This window comes from Geodermatophilus pulveris (assembly GCF_900188375.1).
GTDB lineage: Bacteria > Actinomycetota > Actinomycetes > Mycobacteriales > Geodermatophilaceae > Geodermatophilus > Geodermatophilus pulveris.
In genome coordinates, this window is the sequence record NZ_FZOO01000009.1 from 1 (window position 1) to 19,006 (window position 19,006).

Genomic DNA, 19,006 nt, shown 5'->3' on the forward strand with positions numbered 1-19,006 from the left:
GAGACCGTCACCGATCAGGTGCAGGTCGACGAGACCGTCCGCAAGGAGGAGATCGAGGTCGACGGCCCCGGCACCACGGACCGCCGCAGCTGAGCTCCCCGCCCGGCAGGCCCGGGCACCTGACGGCGGTGGCCGGCCGAGGAGACCGCTCCCGGCCGGCCATCTGCCGTCCCGGGAGCCGGCCCCGATCCGGGCGCCGCCCGACCGGGCAGGGCCGTTCCGCCGGCCCGGGTGGGATGCTCGGGACGTGAGCGAGACCACGGTGCTGCCGGTGCCCGGAGCGGACGGCGCGTTCGGCGGGCCGGACGAGCTGGCCGCGGCGCTCGAGACGACCGGCTACCTGCCCGACGAGGGGCTGGCCACCGCCGCCTTCCTGGCGCTGGCGATGCACCGCCCGCTGTTCCTCGAGGGCGAGGCGGGCGTCGGCAAGACCGCGCTGGCCCGCGCCCTGGCCGAGGTCACGGGGAGGCCGCTGTACCGGCTGCAGTGCTACGAGGGGCTGGAGGCCAGCCAGGCGCTCTACGACTGGGACTTCGGCCGGCAGCTGCTGCACCTGCGCGCCGCCGAGGCCGCGCACGCCACCGCCGACACCGAGACGCTCGAGGCCTCCCTCTACGACCGCCGCTTCCTGCTCGCCCGCCCGCTGCTGCAGGCGCTGGAGGACTCCCCGAGCGTGCTGCTCGTCGACGAGGTCGACCGCGCCGACGACGAGTTCGAGGCCTTCCTGCTCGAGGTCCTCTCCGACTTCACCATCTCCATCCCCGAGCTCGGCACCGTCCGCGCGCAGACACCCCCGCTGGTGGTGCTCACCTCCAACCGCACCCGCGAGGTGCACGACGCGCTCAAGCGGCGCTGCCTGTACCACTGGCTGGCCCACCCCGACTTCGACCGCGAGGTGGCGATCCTGCGTCGCCGGCTGCCCGACGTGACCGAGCGGCTGACCCGCGAGGTGGCCCGCGCGACGGCGAAGCTGCGCACCCTGGACCTGCTCAAGCCCCCCGGCGTGGCCGAGGCGATGGACTGGGCCACCGCGCTGCACACCCTCGGCGCCCGGGACCTGGACCCGGACGTCGCCGCCCGCACGCTGGGTGCGGTCCTCAAGTACCGGGAGGACACCGACCGCGTGCACGCGATGGCGAGGGGGGCGCTGTTCGGTGGCGGCTGAAGCCCCCGGCACAGGAGGCAACACCCACGTCTCGAGGGCCCACAACGTGGGTGTCGCCTCCCATGCCTCACGGCGGCGGGACGTCGTCGACACCGTGCTCGGCTTCGCGCGCACGCTGCGCGTCGCCGGGGTGGGCGCCTCCCCGGACCGGGTCGAGGCGATGCTGGCCGCCGTCGCCGCCCTCGACGTCCTCGACGCCACCGACGTCTACTGGTCCGGCCGGCTGACCCTCTGCGCCGGCCCGGACGACCTGGAGCGCTACGACTCCGCCTTCGCCGCGTACTTCGGCGGCGAGTCGCCGCGGCCGGTGCCCCCCGCGCCGCGGGAGGTCCAGCGGACGGTCACCACCGCCCCGCTGGACCCCGGCCCCGGCGAGGGGGACGGCGACACGCCTCCGGAGATGTCCGGGCAGGCCAGCGCGGACGAGGTGCTGCGGCACCGGGACGTCGCGGAGCTCACCGGCGCCGAGCGCGAGCAGCTGCGCCGGCTGTTCGCGCTGCTCACCCCGGCCGCGCCGATGCGGCTGTCCCGCCGCCGGCGGCCCGGGCCGCACGGCGCCGTCCACGCCTCCCGCACCGTGCGGCGCGCGCTGCGCGACGGTGGCGAGGTCACCCGGCTGCTGCACCGGCGGGCCCGCCCGCGCCCCCGCCGGGTGGTCCTGCTGGTCGACGTGTCCGGCTCGATGAGCCCCTACGCCGACGCGCTGCTGCGCTTCGCGCACGCCGCCGTCCGGGCGCACCCGGCGGTGACCGAGGTGTTCACGGTGGGCACCCGGCTGACCCGGGTGACCCGGGAACTGCGGCTGCGCGACCCGGACAAGGCGCTCGCGGCCAGCGGCTCGGCGATCCCGGACTGGTCCGGCGGCACCCGGCTCGGCGAGGTGCTCAAGGCGTTCCTCGACCGCTGGGGCCAGCGCGGCACGGCCCGCGGCGCGATCGTCGTGGTCTGCAGCGACGGCTGGGAGCGGGGCGGCACCGACGTCCTGGCCGGGCAGATGGAGCGGCTGCAGCGGCTGGCGCACGCGGTCGTGTGGGTCAACCCGCACAAGGGGCGCGAGGGCTACCAGCCGCTCACCGGCGGGATGCAGGCGGCGCTGCCGTCGGTCGACCACTTCGTGGCCGGGCACAGCCTGGCCGCGTTCCAGGAACTGGCAGGGGTGATCCAGCGTGCGTGACGTGCTCGAGGACCTGGTCGGCTGGTGGCAGGCGGGCGAGACCGTCGGGATGGGCACGGTGGTGGCCACCTGGCGCTCGGCCCCTCGCCCGGCCGGCGCGTCGATGCTGGTCGGGCCGGACGGCACCGCGGTCGGCAGCGTGTCCGGCGGCTGCGTCGAGGGCGCGGTGTACGAGGAGGCCAGGGACGTCGTCGAGAGCGGCGTCCCGACCCTCGAGCGGTACGGCGTCAGCGACGACGACGCCTTCGCCGTCGGGCTGACCTGCGGCGGGATCCTCGACGTCTTCGTCGAGTCGGTGTCGCGCGAGTCCTTCCCCGAGCTCGGCGAGGTCGCCGAGTCGGTGGAGTCGCACGAGCCGGTCGCCGTCGTCACCTGCGTCGCCGGCCCGGAGGACCGGGTGGGACGGCGGCTCGTGGTCTGGCCCGACCGCAGCTCCGGCACCCTCGGCCTGCAGCGTCTGGACGACGCCGTGGCCGACGACGCCCGAGGCATGCTGGCCGCCGGCCGCACCGGGATGCTGCACGTCGGGCACGACGGCGAGCGCCGCGGCGACGACCTGTCGCTGTTCGTCAACGCCTTCGCCCCGGCCGCCCGGATGGTCGTGTTCGGCGCCATCGACTTCGCCGCCGCCGTCGCCCGGGTCGGCGCCTTCCTCGGCTACCGCGTGACCGTGTGCGACGCGCGGCCGGTGTTCGCCACGCCCAAGCGCTTCCCCGACGCGCACGAGGTCGTCGTCGAGTGGCCGCACCGCTACCTGCAGGCCGAGGTCGACGCCGGCCGGATCGACGAGCGCACGGTGCTGTGCGTGCTCACCCACGACCCGAAGTTCGACGTCCCGCTGCTGGAGGTCGCGCTGCGGCTGCCGGTCGCCTACGTGGGCGCGATGGGCTCGCGGCGCACGCACGAGGAGCGGCTGGTGCGGCTGGAGGAGGCGGGCCTGACCAAGGAGGAGCTGACCCGGCTGTCCTCGCCGATCGGCCTGGACCTCGGCGCCCGCACCCCGGAGGAGACGGCGGTCTCGATCGCCGCGGAGATCATCGCCGGGCGCTGGGGCGGCTCGGGGGAGCGGCTGACCGGCACCGACGGCCCGATCCACCGGACGGCCGACCGTTAGGCCCCGTCCCGGGCCCCGCCGCGAGCGTGCGAGGGGTGGGGAGGACGGGGTCCTCCTGCGGTACGAGGTGGAGGTCGTCGCGCTGCTCGCCTCGCCGGTGCACCGCTACGACGGGCGGCCCGCCGGGCCGGTGCCCCCGCAGGACGGCGACCGCCGCACGGCGGTCGAGGTGCGCGCCGGGTACGGCGTCGTCGGCGACCGCTACGCCGGCCGTCCCGCCCACCGCGACGCGCAGCTGACCGTGCTCGCCGTCGAGGCGCTGGAGGCGGTGGCCGCCGCGGTCGGTGCCGCGCCGTTCGACCCGCACCTGGCCCGGCGCACCGTCGTCCTGCGCGGTGCGGAGGTCGAGGCGCTGCGCGCGCAGCGGTTCGCCCTGGACTGCGGCGACGGGCCGGTGGTGCTCGGCGGCGGGCGGCCGGCCCACCCGTGCGCCTGGCTGGACGTCGTCCTCGCCCCGGGCGCGCACGCGGCGGCGCGCGGCCGCGGCGGGGTGCGCTGCGCCGCGCTCTCGGACGGCGTGCTGCGGCTCGGACCCGCGGTGCTCAGCAGCGCCGTCCCGCTGGACCCGGCGCGGGCCGGGGACGCCGTGCGGCCGGCCCGGCGGCCCGCCCCGGCCTGACTCGCGGCTCAGCCCAGGACGGTGCGGACGGCGGCCGGCGCGTCGGTGGCCCGCCGCAGCGCCGCCACCCGGCCACCCCCGGCGGTGGCCAGGGCGGCGCAGCCGGCCACCGACTCCAGGTCCTCGGCCAGGGACAGCACGTGCAGCCGGGCGCCCGCGCGGGCCAGGGCCGCGGCCGCCGGCAGCGGGTCGGGGCTCTCGGTGGCCAGCCCGTCGGAGAGCAGCAGCACGTCGCGGGCGGCCGCCCGCGCCCGGGCCAGCTGGGCGGCTGCCGTCCGCAGGCCCAGGTCGAGGTCGGTCGTCCCGCCGCCGCGCAGGTCGAACAGCCGGTCGACGGCGACGTCGGCGCGCGGGTCGGCCGACAGCGGGCGCAGCACCACCGCCTTCGACCAGAACGCGACGACGGCGAGCTCGTCGCCCGGCCGCATCCGCTGCGCCAGCGCCGCGGCGGTCAGCACGGCGACGGCGAGCTCGTCCCCGGCCACCGACCCGGAGGCGTCGACCAGCAGCACGCAGGCCCGGCCGGTGGCCCGCCAGCCGCGGGTGTGCAGGTGGTCGGCGCGCCAGTGCGGCTCGGCGCCGCGGGCGGCCAGCGTGGCGTCCAGGTCGACGTCGCTGCCGGTGTCGTCCCGGCGGGTCACCACCCGGCGGGTGCCCGGCCGGTCGGGGACGCCGGTGCGCGGGGCGGCCACCGGCAGCCGGGCGGCCAGGGCGCGCGCGGCGGCGCGCAGCCCGGGGTCGAACGCGCGGCCCAGCGCGGTGAGCAGCCGGGTGGCGGCCTCCGGGTCCCGCTCGGCGAGGTCGCGCAGCGCCTGCTCGTCCAGCTGGCCGGCCTGCGGGGAGACCTGGTGGAACTCCGGGTGCGCGCGGCTGAGCTCGTCGCGGCCGGCCCGGCGGGCGGCGTGCCGGCGCAGCAGCTGCTCGACGTCGGCGGGGTCCTCGACCGCGGCCGGCTGCGGCGGGCGCCCGCCCGGCGGCGGGGGCGCCGGTGCACCGGGGGAGGGCGGGTCCGCCGCGTCGGCGGTCAGCCTTTTCCCAGCTCCTCACCCGCCCGGCGCCAGATGTCGGCGACGACGTCCTCGACCGGGCGGGCCGCGCCGTCGGCGAGGGTGACCTTGCCGGTGAGCGCGGCGAGGGCGGCGTCCAGGCCGGTGGTGTCCCCGCCGGCGCCCTCCTGCCCCCGGACGACGGCCAGCTCCACCGCGATCAGCACGGTGTCGATCGCGCCGCGCACCGAGGCGCCGATCCGCAGCTCCGGGTGGTCGCGGGTGATCCGCACCGTGCGCACCGCGCGGGCGACCAGCGGCGCGGGGCCCCCGGTCGCGGCGGCCACGACCGCCAGCTCGGCGTCCTCGTCCTGGTAGCCCATGGCGACCCGGCAGGACCGGTCGTACAGGGCGGGGGTGACCCGCGCGGTGCCCACCGCGTCGAACGGGTTCATCGCCGCGACCAGCCGGAAGGTGGGCCGGGCGGCGACCCGGCCGTAGCGGGGCACGTGCATCTCCCGCTCGGACAGCACGCCGAGCAGGACGTTCATCGTCTCCTCGGGCACCCGGTTGAGCTCCTCGACGTAGAGGACGGCGCCGTCGGTCATCGCCCGGGTCAGCGGGCCGGGGACGAAGTTCTCCGGTCGGTAGTCCTCGGTGAGCACCCGGGAGGCGTCGTGGTGTCCGACCAGCCGGGTCGGGGTGAGCTCGGCGTTGCCCTCGACCAGCACGAGCGGCACGCCGGCGCCGTCGGCCAGCGCGCGCAGCAGCGTGGTCTTGCCGGTGCCCGGCGGGCCCTCGAGCAGCACGTTGCGGCCGGCCGACAGGGCGGCGGCGACCACCTCGGCCTCCCGGACGCGCGCGACCACCCGCTCGCGGGCCACCCGGACCATGCCGGTGACGTCCAGCCGCCGTGCGGGGGTGGTGGTCACGCTGCTCCTCGGTGGACACGCGGCCGGGGCGCCCCGGGAAGGGACGCCCCGGCCGCGAGGGGGCTACGAGTGGATGAGCACGCCGCGGATGTTCCTGCCCGCGTGCATGTCCTCGTAGCCCTCGTTGATCGTGTCGAGCGTGTACTGCTTGGTGACCAGCTCGTCGAGCTTGAGCCGCCCCTCCTGGTAGAGCCGCAGCATCTTGAGGATGTCGGCGCTGGGGTTCTGGTCGCCGAACATGGCGCCCTTGATCTCCTTGGCGAAGAGGGTCAGCTCCCCGATGGAGATGGGCAGGCCGACCTGGGTGATGTCGCCGAGCCCGGTGACGACGACGACGCCGGCCTTGCGCACCGACGAGAACGCCTGGGCCACGTGCTCGCCCTTGGTGACGCCGATCGTCACGATGGCCTTGTCCGCGCCCTGGCCGTCGGTGACGCTGCGGGCGAAGTCCGCGGCCTCCTCGACGCCCTCGAACGCGTGGGTCGCCCCGAGCTCCTGGGCCTTCTCCCGCTTGAAGGCCACCGGGTCGACGGCGATGACGTGGCTGGCGCCGGCGAAGGCAGCGCCCTGCACCGCGTTGATGCCGATGCCGCCGATGCCCATGATGATGACCGTCTCACCGGGCTGGACCTCCGCCGCGGTCACCGCCGAGCCCCAGCCGGTGCCGACGCCGCAGCCGGTGAGGCAGGCGACCTCCAGCGGGATGTCCTGGGGGATCTTCACCGTGGAGCGCACGTCGACGGTGGTGACCGCGGCGAAGGTGCCCAGGCCGCACATCTGGGAGACGGGCGTGCCGTCGGGGAGGGCGAACCGGTAGCTCTCCTGGTCGTCCCAGCGGGACCCGTAGAGGAGGTTGGCGCCGGAGTCGCACAGGTACTGCATGCCGCCGGCGCACCAGCGGCACCGGCCGCAGCCGGGCAGGAAGGAGAAGACGACGTGGTCGCCCTCGGCGAAGCCCGGGGTGTTCGGGCCGACCGCGGTGACCACGCCGGAGCCCTCGTGGCCGCCGCACATGGGGTAGTGGCCGGCGGGGATGTCGCCGGTGGCCACGTGGTCGTCGGAGTGGCACAGGCCGGAGGCGGCGAGCTCCACCTGCAACTCGCCCTGCCGCGGGTCGTCGACCACCAGGTCGGTGACCTCGTACTGGCCGGGGGCGGAGCGGATGATCGCCCCGCGGGTGTTGACGGGCACGGAGACCTCCTGTCTCTGGCATGCACCAGCGCATGACCGTGAGCCGCACCGTATGGCGTCTGTCACACCTTGGGTAGGCCGGTGCAACGTCGGGGGCACCTGCGACGCTGTCCGGGTGCCCGGCAGCGCGGTGGTCGTCGTCGGCGCCGGCCCGGTCGGGCTCACCGCGGCGCTGCTGCTCGCCCGCCGCGGGCTCGCCGTCGTCGTCCTCGAGCGGCAGCCGGGGCCCTACGGCCTGCCGCGCGCGGTGCACCTGGACGACGAGGCGCTGCGCGCGCTGTCCGACGCCGGCGTCGCCGAGGACTTCCTGCGGGTCAGCCGGCCGGTGCGCGGGCTGCGCCTGGTCGACGGGGTCGGGCGGGTGCTCGCCGAGTTCGCCCGCGCGCCGTCGTCCGGGCCGCACGGCTGGCCGCAGGCGTCGATGTTCTCCCAGCCGGATCTGGAGGAGCTGCTGCTGGCCGCCGTCCGCCGGGAGCCGCTCGTGGAGCTGCGCGCCGGCTGCGAGGTCGTGGACCTGACGGCGGACGGCGTCGTCACCCTCGACCGGTCGTCCGGGGCGCGGACGCGGGTGCCCGCCGCGGCGGTGCTCGGCTGCGACGGGGCGAACTCCACGGTGCGGCGGCTGGTCGGCGCCCGGATGCGCGACCTCGGCCGGCCCGACCGCTGGCTGGTCGCCGACCTGCGCTCGGCGCGGCCGCTGCCGCTGTGGCCCGGGGTGCAGCAGGTGTGCGACCCGCACCGGCCGGCGACGCTGATGCCGGTGGCCGGCGACCGCTACCGGGCGGAGTTCCGCCTGCTGCCCGGCGAGACGGGGGAGCAGCTGGCCGCCCGGCTGCCGGAGCTGCTGGCCCCGCACGGCGCGGCGGGTGCAGAGGTGGTGCGGGTCGCCGAGTACGCCTACCGGGCGCAGGTGGCCGACCGCTGGCGCTCGGGGCGGGTGCTGCTCGCCGGGGACGCCGCGCACCTCACCCCGCCGTTCATCGGGCAGGGGCTCGGGCTGGGCCTGCGCGACGTGCACCAGCTGGCCTGGAAGCTGGCCGCCGTCCTGGCCGGGACCGCGCCCGAGCGGCTGCTGGACACCCACCGCGCCGAGCGGGCGCCGCACGCGCGGTCGCTGGTGCGGCTCGCGCTGCTCGTCGGCGGGCTGATGACCGGCGGCGGCCGGCCTGCGGCGGTGCTGCGCCGCGCGGTGCTGGCCGGGGTGGACCGGCTGCCCGCCGTCGCCCGGTTCGCCGCCGGCAGCCGCACGCCGCCGCTGCGCCGCGGCCCGCTGGTGGTGCGCCGCGGGCGGGCCGGGCGGCGGCTGGCCGGGACGCTGCTGCCCCGCGCCCCGGTGAGCCTGGACGGCCAGGAGGTGCCGGTGGACGACGTCCTCGGGCCCGGGACCGCGCGGCTGCGGCTGCTCGCCCCCGGGCGGCTGGCGGTCCGGCCGGAGGGCTGCGGGGAGGTCGAGGTGGCCGACGTCTCCGGCGCGCTCACCGGGTGGCTGCGCGGCGGGCGCGCGGCGAGCGTCGTCGTCCGGCCCGACCGGATCGTGCTGGCCGCGTCCTGAGCGGGTGGCGGGCCCGGCTCGGGGTAGGGCCGGGTGCATGCAGATCGACAAGAACCAGATCCTCGACCTCCTCCGCTCCCAGGGCGACGACGCGAAGGCGCAGCAGGCCGACCAGGAGCTGCCCGGCACCGTCGACACCGACCAGCACGCCGGCCTGCTGGAGAAGCTGGGCCTGTCCCCGATGGACCTGGTCACCAAGCTCGGCGGCGGGGGTGGCGGCCTGGGCGGCCTGCTCGGCCGCTGACCTGCCGCGACTGCGCGCTCACCGTGGTCTCGGGCGACCCGGGACCACGATGGGCGGGCACTCGGCGGCGCCGGTCGCCCGACCGGGTGACCGGCCGGCCGGTCCCTGACGCCCCGCCGACCATGGCGCGGTGCGCGAACGCCTGCTGAGGGCCCCGGCCTGGCAGCGTCCTCTACGGAGCCGTGTCCGGTCCACTCCTCGCTCGGGACAGCCGCCGCCTCGTCGAGGCGGCCGGGTACCTCCCGTCCGGCCGGCTCGGTCGGGTCGTCCGGCTGGCGCGTCGCGGTGTGGTGCCCGAGGACCGGGAGCTGCGCCGCGCGGCAGGGGTCCTGATGTCCGGTCCCTGCCGTCGGCCGAGGGCGGAGCCTCCCGGTTGCCGTGGTGGTGGACGCCGCCGGGCTGACCGACACCTCGTGCACGAACCGCGGACCAGGCCGGCCGGAGACCGCAGTTCGTGCACATCCTGCGAAGCGGCATGCTGACGCGGTGAGCTACGACGTCGCCGCCGTCCGCGCCTGCTTCCCCGCCCTGCGCGAGGGAGCCGCCCACTTCGACGGGCCGGGCGGCTCGCAGGTCCCCGAGTCGGTGGCCGCCGCCGTCGCCGCGACCATGACCGCGCCGATGGCCAACCGCGGCCGGACGACGCAGGCCGAGCGGAACGCCGACGACGTCGTCCTCGCCGCCCGCCGGGCGGTCGCCGACCTCGTCGCCGGCGAGCCCGGCGGCGTGGTGTTCGGGCGCAGCATGACCCAGCTGACCCACGACCTCTCCCGCACGCTGGCCGCCGGCTGGGGCCCCGGCGACGAGGTGGTGGTGACCCGGCTGGACCACGACGCCAACGTCCGCCCGTGGGTGCAGGCCGCGCAGGCCCGCGGCGCGACCGTGCGCTGGGCGGACTTCGACCCGGCCACCGGCGAGCTCACCCCCGAGGCGGTGGCCGCCGTCCTGTCCGACCGCACCCGGCTGGTCGCGGTCACCGGCGCCTCCAACCTCATCGGCACCCGGCCGGACGTCGCCGCGATCAGCGCGCTGGCCCACGATGCCGGCGCCCTCGTGCACGTCGACGGGGTGCACCTCACCGCGCACGCCGCGGTCGACGTCGCCGCGCTGGGTGCGGACCTCTACGCCTGCTCGCCGTACAAGTTCCTCGGCCCGCACCTCGGCTGCCTGGTCGCGGCGCCGGCGCTGCTCGAGACGCTGCACCCGGACAAGCTGCTGCCCTCCACCGACGCCGTCCCCGAGCGGTTCGAGCTGGGCACGCTGCCCTACGAGCTGCTCGCCGGCACCACCGCCGCGGTCGACTTCCTCGCCGGGCTGGGCGGTCCGGAGGGGGACCGCCGCGCCCGGCTGGCCGCGGGCATGGCGGGGCTGGAGGCGCACGAGGACCGGCTGCGGGAGCGCGTCGAGGACGGCGTCCGCGCGCTGCCCGGCGTCACGGTGTGGTCCCGGGCCGGGCGCCGGACGCCGACCCTGCTGCTCACCTTCGCCGGCCGGGACGCCGCCGACGCGTACCGGTCCCTGGCCGGCCGCGGGGTGAACGCGCCGGCCGGGTCCTTCTACGCGATCGAGGCGTCCCGCCACCTGGGCCTCGGGGACACCGGCGGCCTGCGCGTCGGGCTGGCGCCGTACAACGACGACGAGGACGTCGACCGCCTGCTGGCCGGCCTGGGGGAGTGGCTCGACACCTGACGAGGAGAAGGACGTCGACGCCGTGGCGCTGGTGGCCGCCATCCGGGCCGTGCGCCGCGGGGAGAGCGCCTTCGGCAGCCACAGCGCCACGATGGTGGTGCGCTCGCTGTCCGCGCCGCCGCCCGCGGCCCGCAGCGGCCCGGACCTCACCGCCCGCGAGCGCCAGGTCCTCACCCTGCTGGCCCGCGGGCTGTCCGACGAGGCGATCGGCCGGGAGCGGTGCATCTCGGCGACCACGGCGGAGTTCCCCGTCGGCAACGTCATGCGCACGCTGGCGGTCAGCCGCCGCGCCGAGGCGGTGTACGTGAGGTCGGAGCTCGGGCTCATCCAGCCGCCGCCTGGCGTGTCGCGGCCCGGCCTGCCTAGCGTGGGTGAGCCGCACCACACCGAGGAGGCAGCCGGTGAGCCGCTCGCGCAGAGGACCGCTGGCGGGGGGCGCGGTGCTGGCCGGGCTGCTCGTCCTCGGCGCCGTCGTCCCCGCCGCCGCTCAGGCGGCGCCTGCCGCACCCGGGTCGCCCGGGCAGGCTGCGGACTGGGTGCCCGGCGACAAGGACGGCTTCGGGACGGCGATCGGCGCCCTGGACAGCACCGTCTGGTACACGCTGCGCGACGGCGTGCTCAGCGAGGTGTTCGCCCCGCGCATCGACACGCCGAGCTCGCGCAGCACCGAGCTGGTCGTCAGCGACGGGCGGACCTTCGCCGAGCGGGAGAGCGAGGCCACCGACTCCGTGGTCGAGCTGCTCGACCCGCGGGCGCTGGTGTACCGGCAGGTCAACACGGCCACCAGCGGCCGGTACCGGGTCACCAAGACCTACACGACCGACCCCGACCGCCCCGCGGTGCTCGTCGACGTCCGGGTGGAGTCCCTCGACGGGCAGCCCTACCAGGTGTACGTGCTGCACGACGTGGGGCTGGGCCTCAACGCCAACGACGACACCGGCCGCTCGGTCGACGGCCGGCTGCTGGCCACCGACGGGGCGCTGAGCAGCGCCGTGGTCGCCTCCGGCGGCCTCACCGACACCTCCAGCGGCTACCTCGAGCGCAGCGACGGCTGGGCCGACCTGCGGGAGGACTCCGTCCTCGACGACACCTGGGACGCCCCCACGCCGGGCAACGTCGTGCAGGTGGGCCGCACCGGGCTCACCGGGCTGGCCGGCGCCCAGCAGCTCACCCTGGCCCTCGGCTTCGGCACGGGCGAGGACGACGCGGCGCGCGCCGCGGACGCCGCGCTGGAGCGGGGCTTCGGGCCGGCGCTGGCCGCCTACACCGAGGGCTGGCACGGCTACCTGGACACGCTCGCCCCGGTGCCGGCCAGCGCGGAGCGGTGGCGCACCGAGTACGACGTCTCGGCGATGGTGCTGGCCGCGGCCGAGGACAAGACCTTCCGCGGCGGGTTCGTCGCCGCCCCCGGCAAGCCGTGGGCCTGGGCGAACGACCTGCAGCACTTCCCCGTCTACCACCAGGTGTGGTCGCGCGACCTCTACCAGATCGCCAGCGGCCTGCGGGCCATGGGCGACGTCGCGGCCGCCGAGCGGGCCCTGGACCACCTGTGGGAGGTGCAGCAGCGCCCCGACGGGTCCTTCCCGCAGAACGCCCGGCTGGACGGGGAGCCGGTGTTCGGCGGGCTGCAGATGGACGAGGTCGCGCTGCCGATCGTGCTGGCCTGGCAGCTGGGCCGCACCGGGCCGGCGGACTGGGAGCGGGTGCGGCTGTCGGCGGACTTCATCGTCGCCGAGGGCCCCGCGAGCGAGCAGGAGCGGTGGGAGAACCTCGGCGGGTACTCGCCGAACACCATCGCCACCGAGATCGCCGGGCTGGTCACCGCCGCCGACATCGCCCGCGCCAACGGCGACACCGGCCGGGCCGACACCTACCTGGCCACCGCCGACAGCTGGCGGGAGCAGCTCGCCGCCTGGACGGTGACCACCACCGGGCCGCTCTCCCCGGAGCCCTACCACCTCCGCATCACCGCCGACGGGGACGCCGACGCCGGCACCGAGATCCAGATCGCCGACGGCGGCCCGCTGGTCGACCAGCGCCGGGTGCTCGACCCGAGCTTCCTGGACCTCGTCCGGCTCGGCGTGGTCGACGCCGCCGACCCGGTGGTGCGGCACACCCTGGAGCTGGTGGACGCGCAGCTGGCCTACGACACCGCCAACGGCCGGTTCTGGCACCGGTCGAGCTTCGACGGCTACGGCGAGCAGGCCGACGGCAGCCAGTGGGAGTCCGTCGACGCCGGCACCGGGCTGACCATCGGCCGGGGCTGGCCGCTGCTGACCGGCGAGCGCGGCGAGTACGAGCTGGCCGCCGGGCTGGCCCCGGCCGAGGGCCCGCAGGAGCGGCTGGACACGATGGCCCGCTCGGCCGACGACCGGTCGCACTTCCTCGCCGAGCAGGTCTGGGACGACCGGCCGCCGTCCGCGCCCGGGTCGGACTACGAGCCCGGCGAGCCGACGGCCGCGGCCACGCCGCTGACCTGGAGCCACGCCGGGTTCATCCGGCTGGCCCACGCGATCGACGCCGGCCGGCCGATCGACACGCCGTCCGTCGTCGCCTGCCGCTACGGGACGTCGCTCTGCCCGGGGTGACCCGGGCCGGACCCGGCGATCCGCGCGATCGCGGCCAGGGTGGCCGGGATGCCCTCGTGCGCGGCGCGGGTGCGGTCGGCCACCTGGCGTTCGGCGTCGTCCCCGTAGCGCTCGGCGAAGCGGGCCAGCCCTGCGGGCAGGAACTCCCAGGACTCGGTCAGCCGGGTGCCGCCCTCGGCCGGCTCCATGCGGAACGCCCAGCGGACCAGCGACTCGCCGACCACCCAGGCGAACTGCCGGCCGCGGTCGGCGGCGACCACCTGGCTGCGGGTCTCCCAGGTGCGGTCCGGCGTCTCGTTGCGCCCGGTGAACCGGGCGCCCACCCGCGGCCCGTCACCGTCGTCCCACCAGCAGGCGCGGCAGACGGGACTCCACTCCCCGGTGCGGGTGACGTCGGACACCAGGTCGTACACCTCCTCGGGGGAGGCGGCGACGACGATCGAGTCCGAGAAGGTCAGGTCCGGGGTCACCGGGGCAGTGTGCGCCACGGTCAGCGCGCCGACGCCCGCGTGACCCGTCGGTCGCCCAGCCCTCCAGCCCCGAGTGGTCGCGGATGACCTCCACCCGGCTGCAGCTCTCGGCGTAGGCGGGCAGGTCGCAGCCGCCCAGCGCCCATGAGTACCGCGGCACCGGGGTCAGCCAGATGGTCTCGCGCACCCGCCGGGCGAGGTCGGCGAACACGTCCAGCCGCGGCGCGTTGCCGTTGCCGTCACGGCAGGGGGAGCGGGGCGGGACCGGCCGACCGGAGGTGCAGGTCGGCCCGGCCGGTGAGGTGCACCTGCCCGACCGGACGGGCGGCCCGCCTGCGGTCAGGAGCCCGGCGGGGGGCGCAGGGCCGGGAAGCCCAGGGCGAGCTGGTCGAAGGCGGCGTGCAGGGCGTGCCCGAGGGTCGTCGTCCCGCCGGCCAGCCACACCTCGAAGGCCGTCGTCGCGGCCGCCCGCGTGCTGGTGGCCACCAGGCGGGGGAGCAGGTCGCCGGGGGCCTGGCCGGTGCGGCGGGCCACGTGCCCGGCCACCACCCGGTCGACGTCGGCGTAGCGCACCTGCGAGTGCGCCTGCAGCGCCGGCTCGCCCAGGATGAGCGCCATGCGCTGGCGCAGGGTCGGCAGGTCCGCGGCCGCGTAGTCGTTGACCTCGACGTAGGCCGCGCAGATGGAGGCCAGCACCGGCTGGTCGCCGTGGGTCGCGGCCAGCAGCCGGTCGAGCCGGGCGACGTGCGCGCCGAACTCGCCCCACACCGCGTCGGCCTTGGTGGGGAAGCAGCGGAAGAACGTGCGCCGGCTGGTGCCCGCGGCGTCGGCGATGTCGTCGGCGGTGACCTGCTCGAACCCGTCCCGGGTGAACAGCTCCAGGGCCGCCCGCTGGAGGCGGGCGCGGGTGTCGGCGCGCACGTCCACGGGCCCCTCGGTCACCGGCCCATCCTGCGCCATCGGCGGGTGGCCGACGGCGCGCCGCGGGGTCCCGGGCCGCTGTTGCCGGGTGGCACTGGGTGTCACTAACGTGCCCGCCACCGCATGACCCGGATCACAGGAGGCGCCGTGCCCGAGACCGTCGACCCCCAGGCCGACCGCAGCCCCGAGGCCGCCCCCGCGGTCGAGGAGACCCTGGTCGAGGAGTCCCTCGTCGAGGAGGTCTCCATCGACGGCATGTGCGGGGTGTACTGATCGACGCCCCCGTCGCGGCGCCGGCCGGGCCCACCGGCGGGGCCGGCGCCGCCTCCCCGTCGGGCTCCGGCGTCCCCGCGCCCGCCCCGTCCCCCGGCTTCGACCCGTCCCTGCCGTGGCGGCGGGCCCGGTCGGTGGCCCTGCGCCCGGAGCCGTTCGGCGCGCTGGTCTACCACTTCGGCAACCGGAAGCTGTCCTTCCTCAAGTCGAAGGCGCTGGTCACCGTCGTCGAGACGCTGGCCGAGCACCCCAGCGCCGACGCCGCCCTGGTCGCGTGCGGCGTCCCCGCGGCGCAGCACGCGGCCTACCGCCGGGCGCTGGCCGACCTCGCCCGTTCCCAGATGATCGAGCCCCGGGAGACCCCGTGACCGCCGTCGTGCCCGAGCGCCCCGTGGGCGGCCGGCTGATCGACCAGTTCGAGTACGGGCTGGACGCGCCGATCTGCCTGACCTGGGAGCTCACCTACGCGTGCAACCTCGCCTGCGCGCACTGCCTGTCCTCCTCCGGACGGCGGGACCCGCGCGAGCTGTCCACCGCCGAGGCCGAGGCGGTCATCGACGAGCTGCAGCGGATGCAGGTCTTCTACGTCAACGTCGGAGGCGGCGAGCCGACCGTCCGGCCGGACTTCTGGCACCTGCTGGACTACGCCATCGGCCACGACGTCGGCGTCAAGTTCTCCACCAACGGCGTGAAGCTGGACCGGGCGCGCGCGCAGCAGCTGGCCGCCACCGACTACGTCGACGTCCAGATCTCCCTGGACGGCGCGACCGCCGAGGTCAACGACCGCGTCCGTGGCACCGGCTCGTACGCCACCGCCGTCCGCGCGCTGGAGAACCTCGCCGAGGCCGGCATGCGCGACTTCAAGGTTTCCGTCGTGGTGACCCGGGAGAACGCCGGGCAGCTCGACGAGTTCCGGGCGCTCACCGACCGCTACGGCGCCCAGCTGCGGATCACCCGGCTGCGCCCCTCCGGCCGCGGCGCCGACGTCTGGGACCAGTTGCACCCCACCCAGGCCCAGCAGCGGGAGCTGTACGCCTGGCTGCTGGCCAACGGCGACCGGGTGCTCACCGGCGACTCGTTCTTCCACCTGTCGGCGTACGGGCAGGCGCTGCCCGGCCTGAACCTCTGCGGCGCCGGCCGGGTGGTCTGCCTGATCGACCCGGTGGGCGACGTCTACGCCTGCCCGTTCGCCATCCACGAGCAGTTCCTCGCCGGCAACGTCCGCTCACCCGGCGGGTTCCAGCGGGTGTGGCAGCACTCCGAGCTCTTCGCCGACCTGCGCAGCCCGCAGACCGGCGGCGCCTGCACGAAGTGCGCGCACTTCGACGCCTGCCGCGGCGGCTGCATGGCCGCGAAGTTCTTCACCGGCCTGCCGCTGGACGGCCCCGACCCGGAGTGCGTGCAGGGCTACGGCGAGACCGCGCTGGCCGCCCGCGACGCGATGACGGTCACCCCGCGCAGCTCCGTCGACCACTCGCACACCGGCCCGGTCCGCGGCCAGCCCACGCTGCTCGGCATGCCGGCCATCCCGGCTCGGCCCACACCCGCACCACCCGCCCGGCCCTGTGACGAGTCGCCGCTGGCCGGCATGCGCTGACCAGGCTCACCGACCCGCTGCCCCTCGCGGACCGGACGGCGCCCTCGCGGGTGCTGTTCGGCCCGCACGAGACCAACCTCGGTCGCGGCCGGGCGCTGTCGGCCCGGCACGTCGCCCACTACGCCCGCCGGGCCGCCGGGGGCTGCGGGGTCGTGGTCACCGAGACGGCGTCGGTGCACGTCTCCGACCACCCCTACGAGCGGGCGCCGCTGGCCGCCGACTGCGGCCCCGGCTGGGCCGACGTCGTCGCCGCGTGCCGCCCGCACGGCTCCCTGGTCCTCGCCGCGCTGGGGCACACCGGGGCCCAGGGCACGTCGGCGCACGCGCAGACCGCACTGTGGGCGCCGTCCGCGGTGCCGGACGTCGTCACCCGCGAGGTGCCCGTGGCCATGGAGCAGCCGGACGTCGACGCGCTGGTCGCCGGCTTCGCGGCCGGCACCCGGGTCGCCGTGGCCGCCGGCGTCGACGGCGTGGAGGTCGACGCCGGCGCGCGCTCGCTGCTGCGCCAGTTCCTCTCCGGCCTGACCAACGCCCGCGCCGACGGGTACGGCGCCGACCGGGCCCGGCTGCTGCGCGAGGTGCTGGCCGCGGTGCGGGGGTCGCTCGGCCCCGGGCGGGTGCTCGCGCTGCGGCTGTCCTGCGACGAGGAGGCGCCGTGGGCCGGCATCACCCCGGCGCTCGCCGTCCGGCACGTGCGCGAGCTCGCGCCGCTGGTCGACCTGCTGGTCGTCGTCCGCGGCAGCGGGCTGGCGCCCTCGGCGTACCGGCCCGACGGGCACGTGCCGCCCGGCTTCAACACCGACCTCACCCGGTCGGTGCGCGCGGCCGCCGGCGGGACGCCGGTCGTGCTCCAGGGCTCGGTCGTGGACGCCGCCGCCGCGCAGCGGGCCCTGGACGGCGGGGTCGCCGACGCCGTGGAGATGACCCGCGCACAGCTCGCCGACGCGGGCCTGGTGCGCGCGGTCCGGGCCGGGAGGCCGGTGCGGCCGTGCACCCTGTGCAACCAGGCCTGCCAGGTGCGCGACGTCCGCAACTCGCCGGTCAGCTGCGTGGCCGACCCGTCCGACGAGGAGCCGCTCCCCGACGGCGCCGGGCGGCGGGTCACGGTGGCCGGCGGCGGCCCGGCCGGGCTGGAGGCGGCGCGGCTGCTGGCGTCCGCGGGGGCCGACGTCCGGCTGGTCGAGCGCGCCGGCCGGCTCGGCGGCGGGTTGCACACGGTCGCCGCGCTGCCCGGCCGGGCGCGGTTCGCCGACCTGGCGGGCTGGCTGGCGGGGGAGGTGGCCCGGCTGGGGGTGCGGGTCGACCTGGGGACCGCCGCCGACGGCGGGGACGTGGTGACCACGGGTGCGCGGGCCCGCGCGGGCGTGACCGCCGCCGCCGTGCTGGCCGGCGCGGAGCTGCCGCCCGGCCCGGTGCTGGTGCACGACCCGGCCGGTGCGCCGGCCGGCGTCGGGGTGGCCGAACTGCTCGCGGCGGCGGGGCGGGAGGTCGTGCTGGTGACCCCGGACGCGGTGGCCGGCGAGCGGCTCGGCGGCGACCTGGGGCCGGCGAACGCCCGGCTGGCGCGGGCGGGGGTGCGCCGGGAGACGTCGTCGGTGCTGCTGTCGGCGGGCGAGGGGGTGGCGGTGCTGGCCGACCGCTGGACCGGGACGGAGCGGTCCGTCCCGTGCGCCGTCGTCGTGGACGCCGGCCCGCCGCTGCCCGGGGACGTCCCGCCGGGAGCGGTCGGGGCGGGCGACGCCGTCGCGCCGCGCACCGTGCTCGAGGCGGTGCTCGAGGGGCGGCGCGCGGCGCGGGCGGTGCTCGCCCGGGCCGCTCCCTGAGGGAGCGGCCCGGCCGTCAGAGGTCGACGACCTTCTTCTCCCCGGTGTCGGGCTTGTCGCCGGTCGCCCGGAACTTGATGAAGCTGAACGCGGTGGCCAGCCGGTTGCCGGGGCTGTCCCAGTACTCCGCGCTGTCCCCGTGGACCTTGACCAGCACCACGGACGGGTCCTCGGGCCCCTGCGGCAGCCAGGCCTCGACCCCGCTGTTCCACAGGTCCTTCTTCTTGGCGACGTCGTCGACGATCGACGCGTGCCCGCTCAGGGAGACCCAGGTGCCGCCGGAGCCGACCCCGACGTTGACCTGCGGCGACTGCGCGATGTGGCCCAGCCAGTCCGAGCTCCGCTCGGTGATGAACCACAGGTCGCCGTCGAACTCCACCTCCTGCAGCGCCATGGGCCGGCTGGTCAGCTTGCCCTCGGGCGACGTCGTCGTCAGGAAGCCGAACTTCTGGCCCTTGAGCAGCTCGGCGACCTTGTGGGTGTCCTCGGCGGTCATGTCGTCCTCTCCGCAGTGCACGATCGGGTGTCGCCCGACTCCTGCCCAGGCCCGCCGATCCCGACACGCGCCTGATCGGCGGTCCGCGACGCCGACCCCCGCCGTGCGGTGCCCGTCCTCGTGCTGCAGCGTGAGGTCGGGCACCCGCCGGTGCGGACGGTGCGCCGAGGTG

At 77.0% G+C, this 19,006-nt stretch carries 18 protein-coding genes and 1 pseudogene; 13 read left to right on the top strand and 6 right to left on the bottom strand.

Annotation, left to right across the window (positions count from 1 at the left end):
* Positions 1–247 precede the first annotated feature (247 nt).
* The 4 genes from CHB98_RS16665 to CHB98_RS16680 all read left to right on the top strand — a co-directional run bounded on the left by CHB98_RS16665 (position 248) and on the right by CHB98_RS16680 (position 4,072).
* Positions 248–1,165 carry an AAA family ATPase gene (locus CHB98_RS16665; protein ID WP_089306731.1) on the top strand — a complete coding sequence of 306 codons (918 nt, stop codon included), beginning with the start codon at positions 248–250 and terminating at the stop codon, positions 1,163–1,165.
* 46 nt (positions 1,166–1,211) lie between these two features.
* On the top strand, positions 1,212–2,339 hold the full coding sequence (locus tag CHB98_RS16670) for a vWA domain-containing protein (protein WP_089306732.1): 1,128 nt from the start codon (positions 1,212–1,214) through the stop codon (positions 2,337–2,339).
* A complete protein-coding gene (locus tag CHB98_RS16675) occupies positions 2,332–3,453 on the top strand; it encodes an XdhC family protein (RefSeq protein WP_089306733.1) in 1,122 nt (373 codons plus the stop codon). Before CHB98_RS16670 ends, CHB98_RS16675 begins: the two co-directional genes overlap by 8 nt.
* Positions 3,454–3,520: 67 nt before the next feature.
* Entirely contained in the window at positions 3,521–4,072 is a 552-nt protein-coding gene (locus tag CHB98_RS16680; protein WP_245821272.1) for a molybdenum cofactor biosysynthesis protein, read from the top strand.
* An 8-nt stretch (positions 4,073–4,080) separates the two neighbouring features.
* On the opposite strand, the gene CHB98_RS16685 is transcribed toward CHB98_RS16680, so the two are convergent.
* The 3 genes from CHB98_RS16685 to CHB98_RS16695 all read right to left on the bottom strand — a co-directional run bounded on the left by CHB98_RS16685 (position 4,081) and on the right by CHB98_RS16695 (position 7,181).
* Positions 4,081–4,764, bottom strand: coding sequence for a vWA domain-containing protein (locus CHB98_RS16685; protein WP_245821273.1), 684 nt, complete (start codon positions 4,762–4,764; stop codon positions 4,081–4,083).
* A gap of 332 nt (positions 4,765–5,096) precedes the next feature.
* Positions 5,097–5,990 (bottom strand): AAA family ATPase, encoded by an 894-nt coding sequence (locus tag CHB98_RS16690; RefSeq protein ID WP_245821274.1) that lies wholly within the window; start codon positions 5,988–5,990, stop codon positions 5,097–5,099.
* A 63-nt stretch (positions 5,991–6,053) separates the two neighbouring features.
* Positions 6,054–7,181, bottom strand: coding sequence for an NDMA-dependent alcohol dehydrogenase (locus CHB98_RS16695; RefSeq protein WP_089306736.1), 1,128 nt, complete (start codon positions 7,179–7,181; stop codon positions 6,054–6,056).
* Between the two features lie 115 nt (positions 7,182–7,296).
* Here CHB98_RS16695 and CHB98_RS16700 point away from each other — a divergent pair, with 115 nt between their 5' ends.
* The 5 genes and pseudogenes from CHB98_RS16700 to CHB98_RS16720 all read left to right on the top strand — a co-directional run bounded on the left by CHB98_RS16700 (position 7,297) and on the right by CHB98_RS16720 (position 13,254).
* The gene (locus tag CHB98_RS16700; RefSeq protein WP_089306737.1) at positions 7,297–8,733 is read left to right on the top strand and encodes a bifunctional 3-(3-hydroxy-phenyl)propionate/3-hydroxycinnamic acid hydroxylase; all 1,437 of its coding nucleotides are present in this window, start codon (positions 7,297–7,299) and stop codon (positions 8,731–8,733) included.
* Between the two features lie 37 nt (positions 8,734–8,770).
* Positions 8,771–8,977, top strand: a complete 207-nt coding sequence (locus CHB98_RS16705) for a hypothetical protein (RefSeq protein ID WP_089306738.1) — start codon at positions 8,771–8,773, stop codon at positions 8,975–8,977.
* Positions 8,978–9,463: 486 nt separating this feature from the next.
* Positions 9,464–10,666 (top strand): cysteine desulfurase-like protein, encoded by a 1,203-nt coding sequence (locus tag CHB98_RS16710; RefSeq protein WP_089306739.1) that lies wholly within the window; start codon positions 9,464–9,466, stop codon positions 10,664–10,666.
* A gap of 91 nt (positions 10,667–10,757) precedes the next feature.
* Positions 10,758–10,955 (top strand): annotated as a pseudogene (locus CHB98_RS22795) (helix-turn-helix domain-containing protein); the annotation flags it as partial.
* A 112-nt stretch (positions 10,956–11,067) separates the two neighbouring features.
* Entirely contained in the window at positions 11,068–13,254 is a 2,187-nt protein-coding gene (locus CHB98_RS16720; protein WP_089306740.1) for a glycoside hydrolase family 15 protein, read from the top strand.
* Here the strand turns inward: CHB98_RS16720 and CHB98_RS16725 are convergent.
* Entirely contained in the window at positions 13,227–13,724 is a 498-nt protein-coding gene (locus tag CHB98_RS16725) for an SRPBCC family protein (RefSeq protein WP_089306741.1), read from the bottom strand. The genes CHB98_RS16720 and CHB98_RS16725 overlap by 28 nt on opposite strands.
* A gap of 339 nt (positions 13,725–14,063) precedes the next feature.
* Positions 14,064–14,666, bottom strand: a complete 603-nt coding sequence (gene mftR / locus CHB98_RS16735; RefSeq protein WP_245821275.1) for a mycofactocin system transcriptional regulator — start codon at positions 14,664–14,666, stop codon at positions 14,064–14,066.
* Between the two features lie 126 nt (positions 14,667–14,792).
* Between mftR and mftA the strand changes: the two genes are divergently transcribed.
* The 4 genes from mftA to CHB98_RS16755 are packed head-to-tail and all read left to right on the top strand — an operon-like array spanning position 14,793 to position 18,338.
* A complete protein-coding gene (gene mftA / locus CHB98_RS16740; protein WP_089306742.1) occupies positions 14,793–14,918 on the top strand; it encodes a mycofactocin precursor MftA in 126 nt (41 codons plus the stop codon).
* Positions 14,903–15,286 carry a mycofactocin biosynthesis chaperone MftB gene (gene mftB, locus CHB98_RS16745; RefSeq protein WP_245821277.1) on the top strand — a complete coding sequence of 128 codons (384 nt, stop codon included), beginning with the start codon at positions 14,903–14,905 and terminating at the stop codon, positions 15,284–15,286. Before mftA ends, mftB begins: the two co-directional genes overlap by 16 nt.
* On the top strand, positions 15,283–16,515 hold the full coding sequence (gene mftC, locus CHB98_RS16750; RefSeq protein ID WP_089306743.1) for a mycofactocin radical SAM maturase: 1,233 nt from the start codon (positions 15,283–15,285) through the stop codon (positions 16,513–16,515). The genes mftB and mftC overlap by 4 nt, the downstream gene beginning before the upstream one ends.
* Entirely contained in the window at positions 16,512–18,338 is a 1,827-nt protein-coding gene (locus CHB98_RS16755) for a mycofactocin system FadH/OYE family oxidoreductase 1 (RefSeq protein WP_089306744.1), read from the top strand. The genes mftC and CHB98_RS16755 overlap by 4 nt, the downstream gene beginning before the upstream one ends.
* Before the next feature lie 16 nt (positions 18,339–18,354).
* Here the strand turns inward: CHB98_RS16755 and CHB98_RS16760 are convergent, their stop codons facing one another.
* Entirely contained in the window at positions 18,355–18,834 is a 480-nt protein-coding gene (locus tag CHB98_RS16760; protein ID WP_089306745.1) for a pyridoxamine 5'-phosphate oxidase family protein, read from the bottom strand.
* Between the last annotated feature and the right edge of the window lie 172 nt (positions 18,835–19,006).

Coding starts and splice junctions, on each gene's coding strand:
- CHB98_RS16705 (WP_089306738.1), top strand. CDS start 8,771: ATGCAGATCGACAAGAACCAGATCCTCGACCTCCTCCGCTCCCAGGGC.
- CHB98_RS16760 (WP_089306745.1), bottom strand. CDS start 18,834: ATGACCGCCGAGGACACCCACAAGGTCGCCGAGCTGCTCAAGGGCCAG.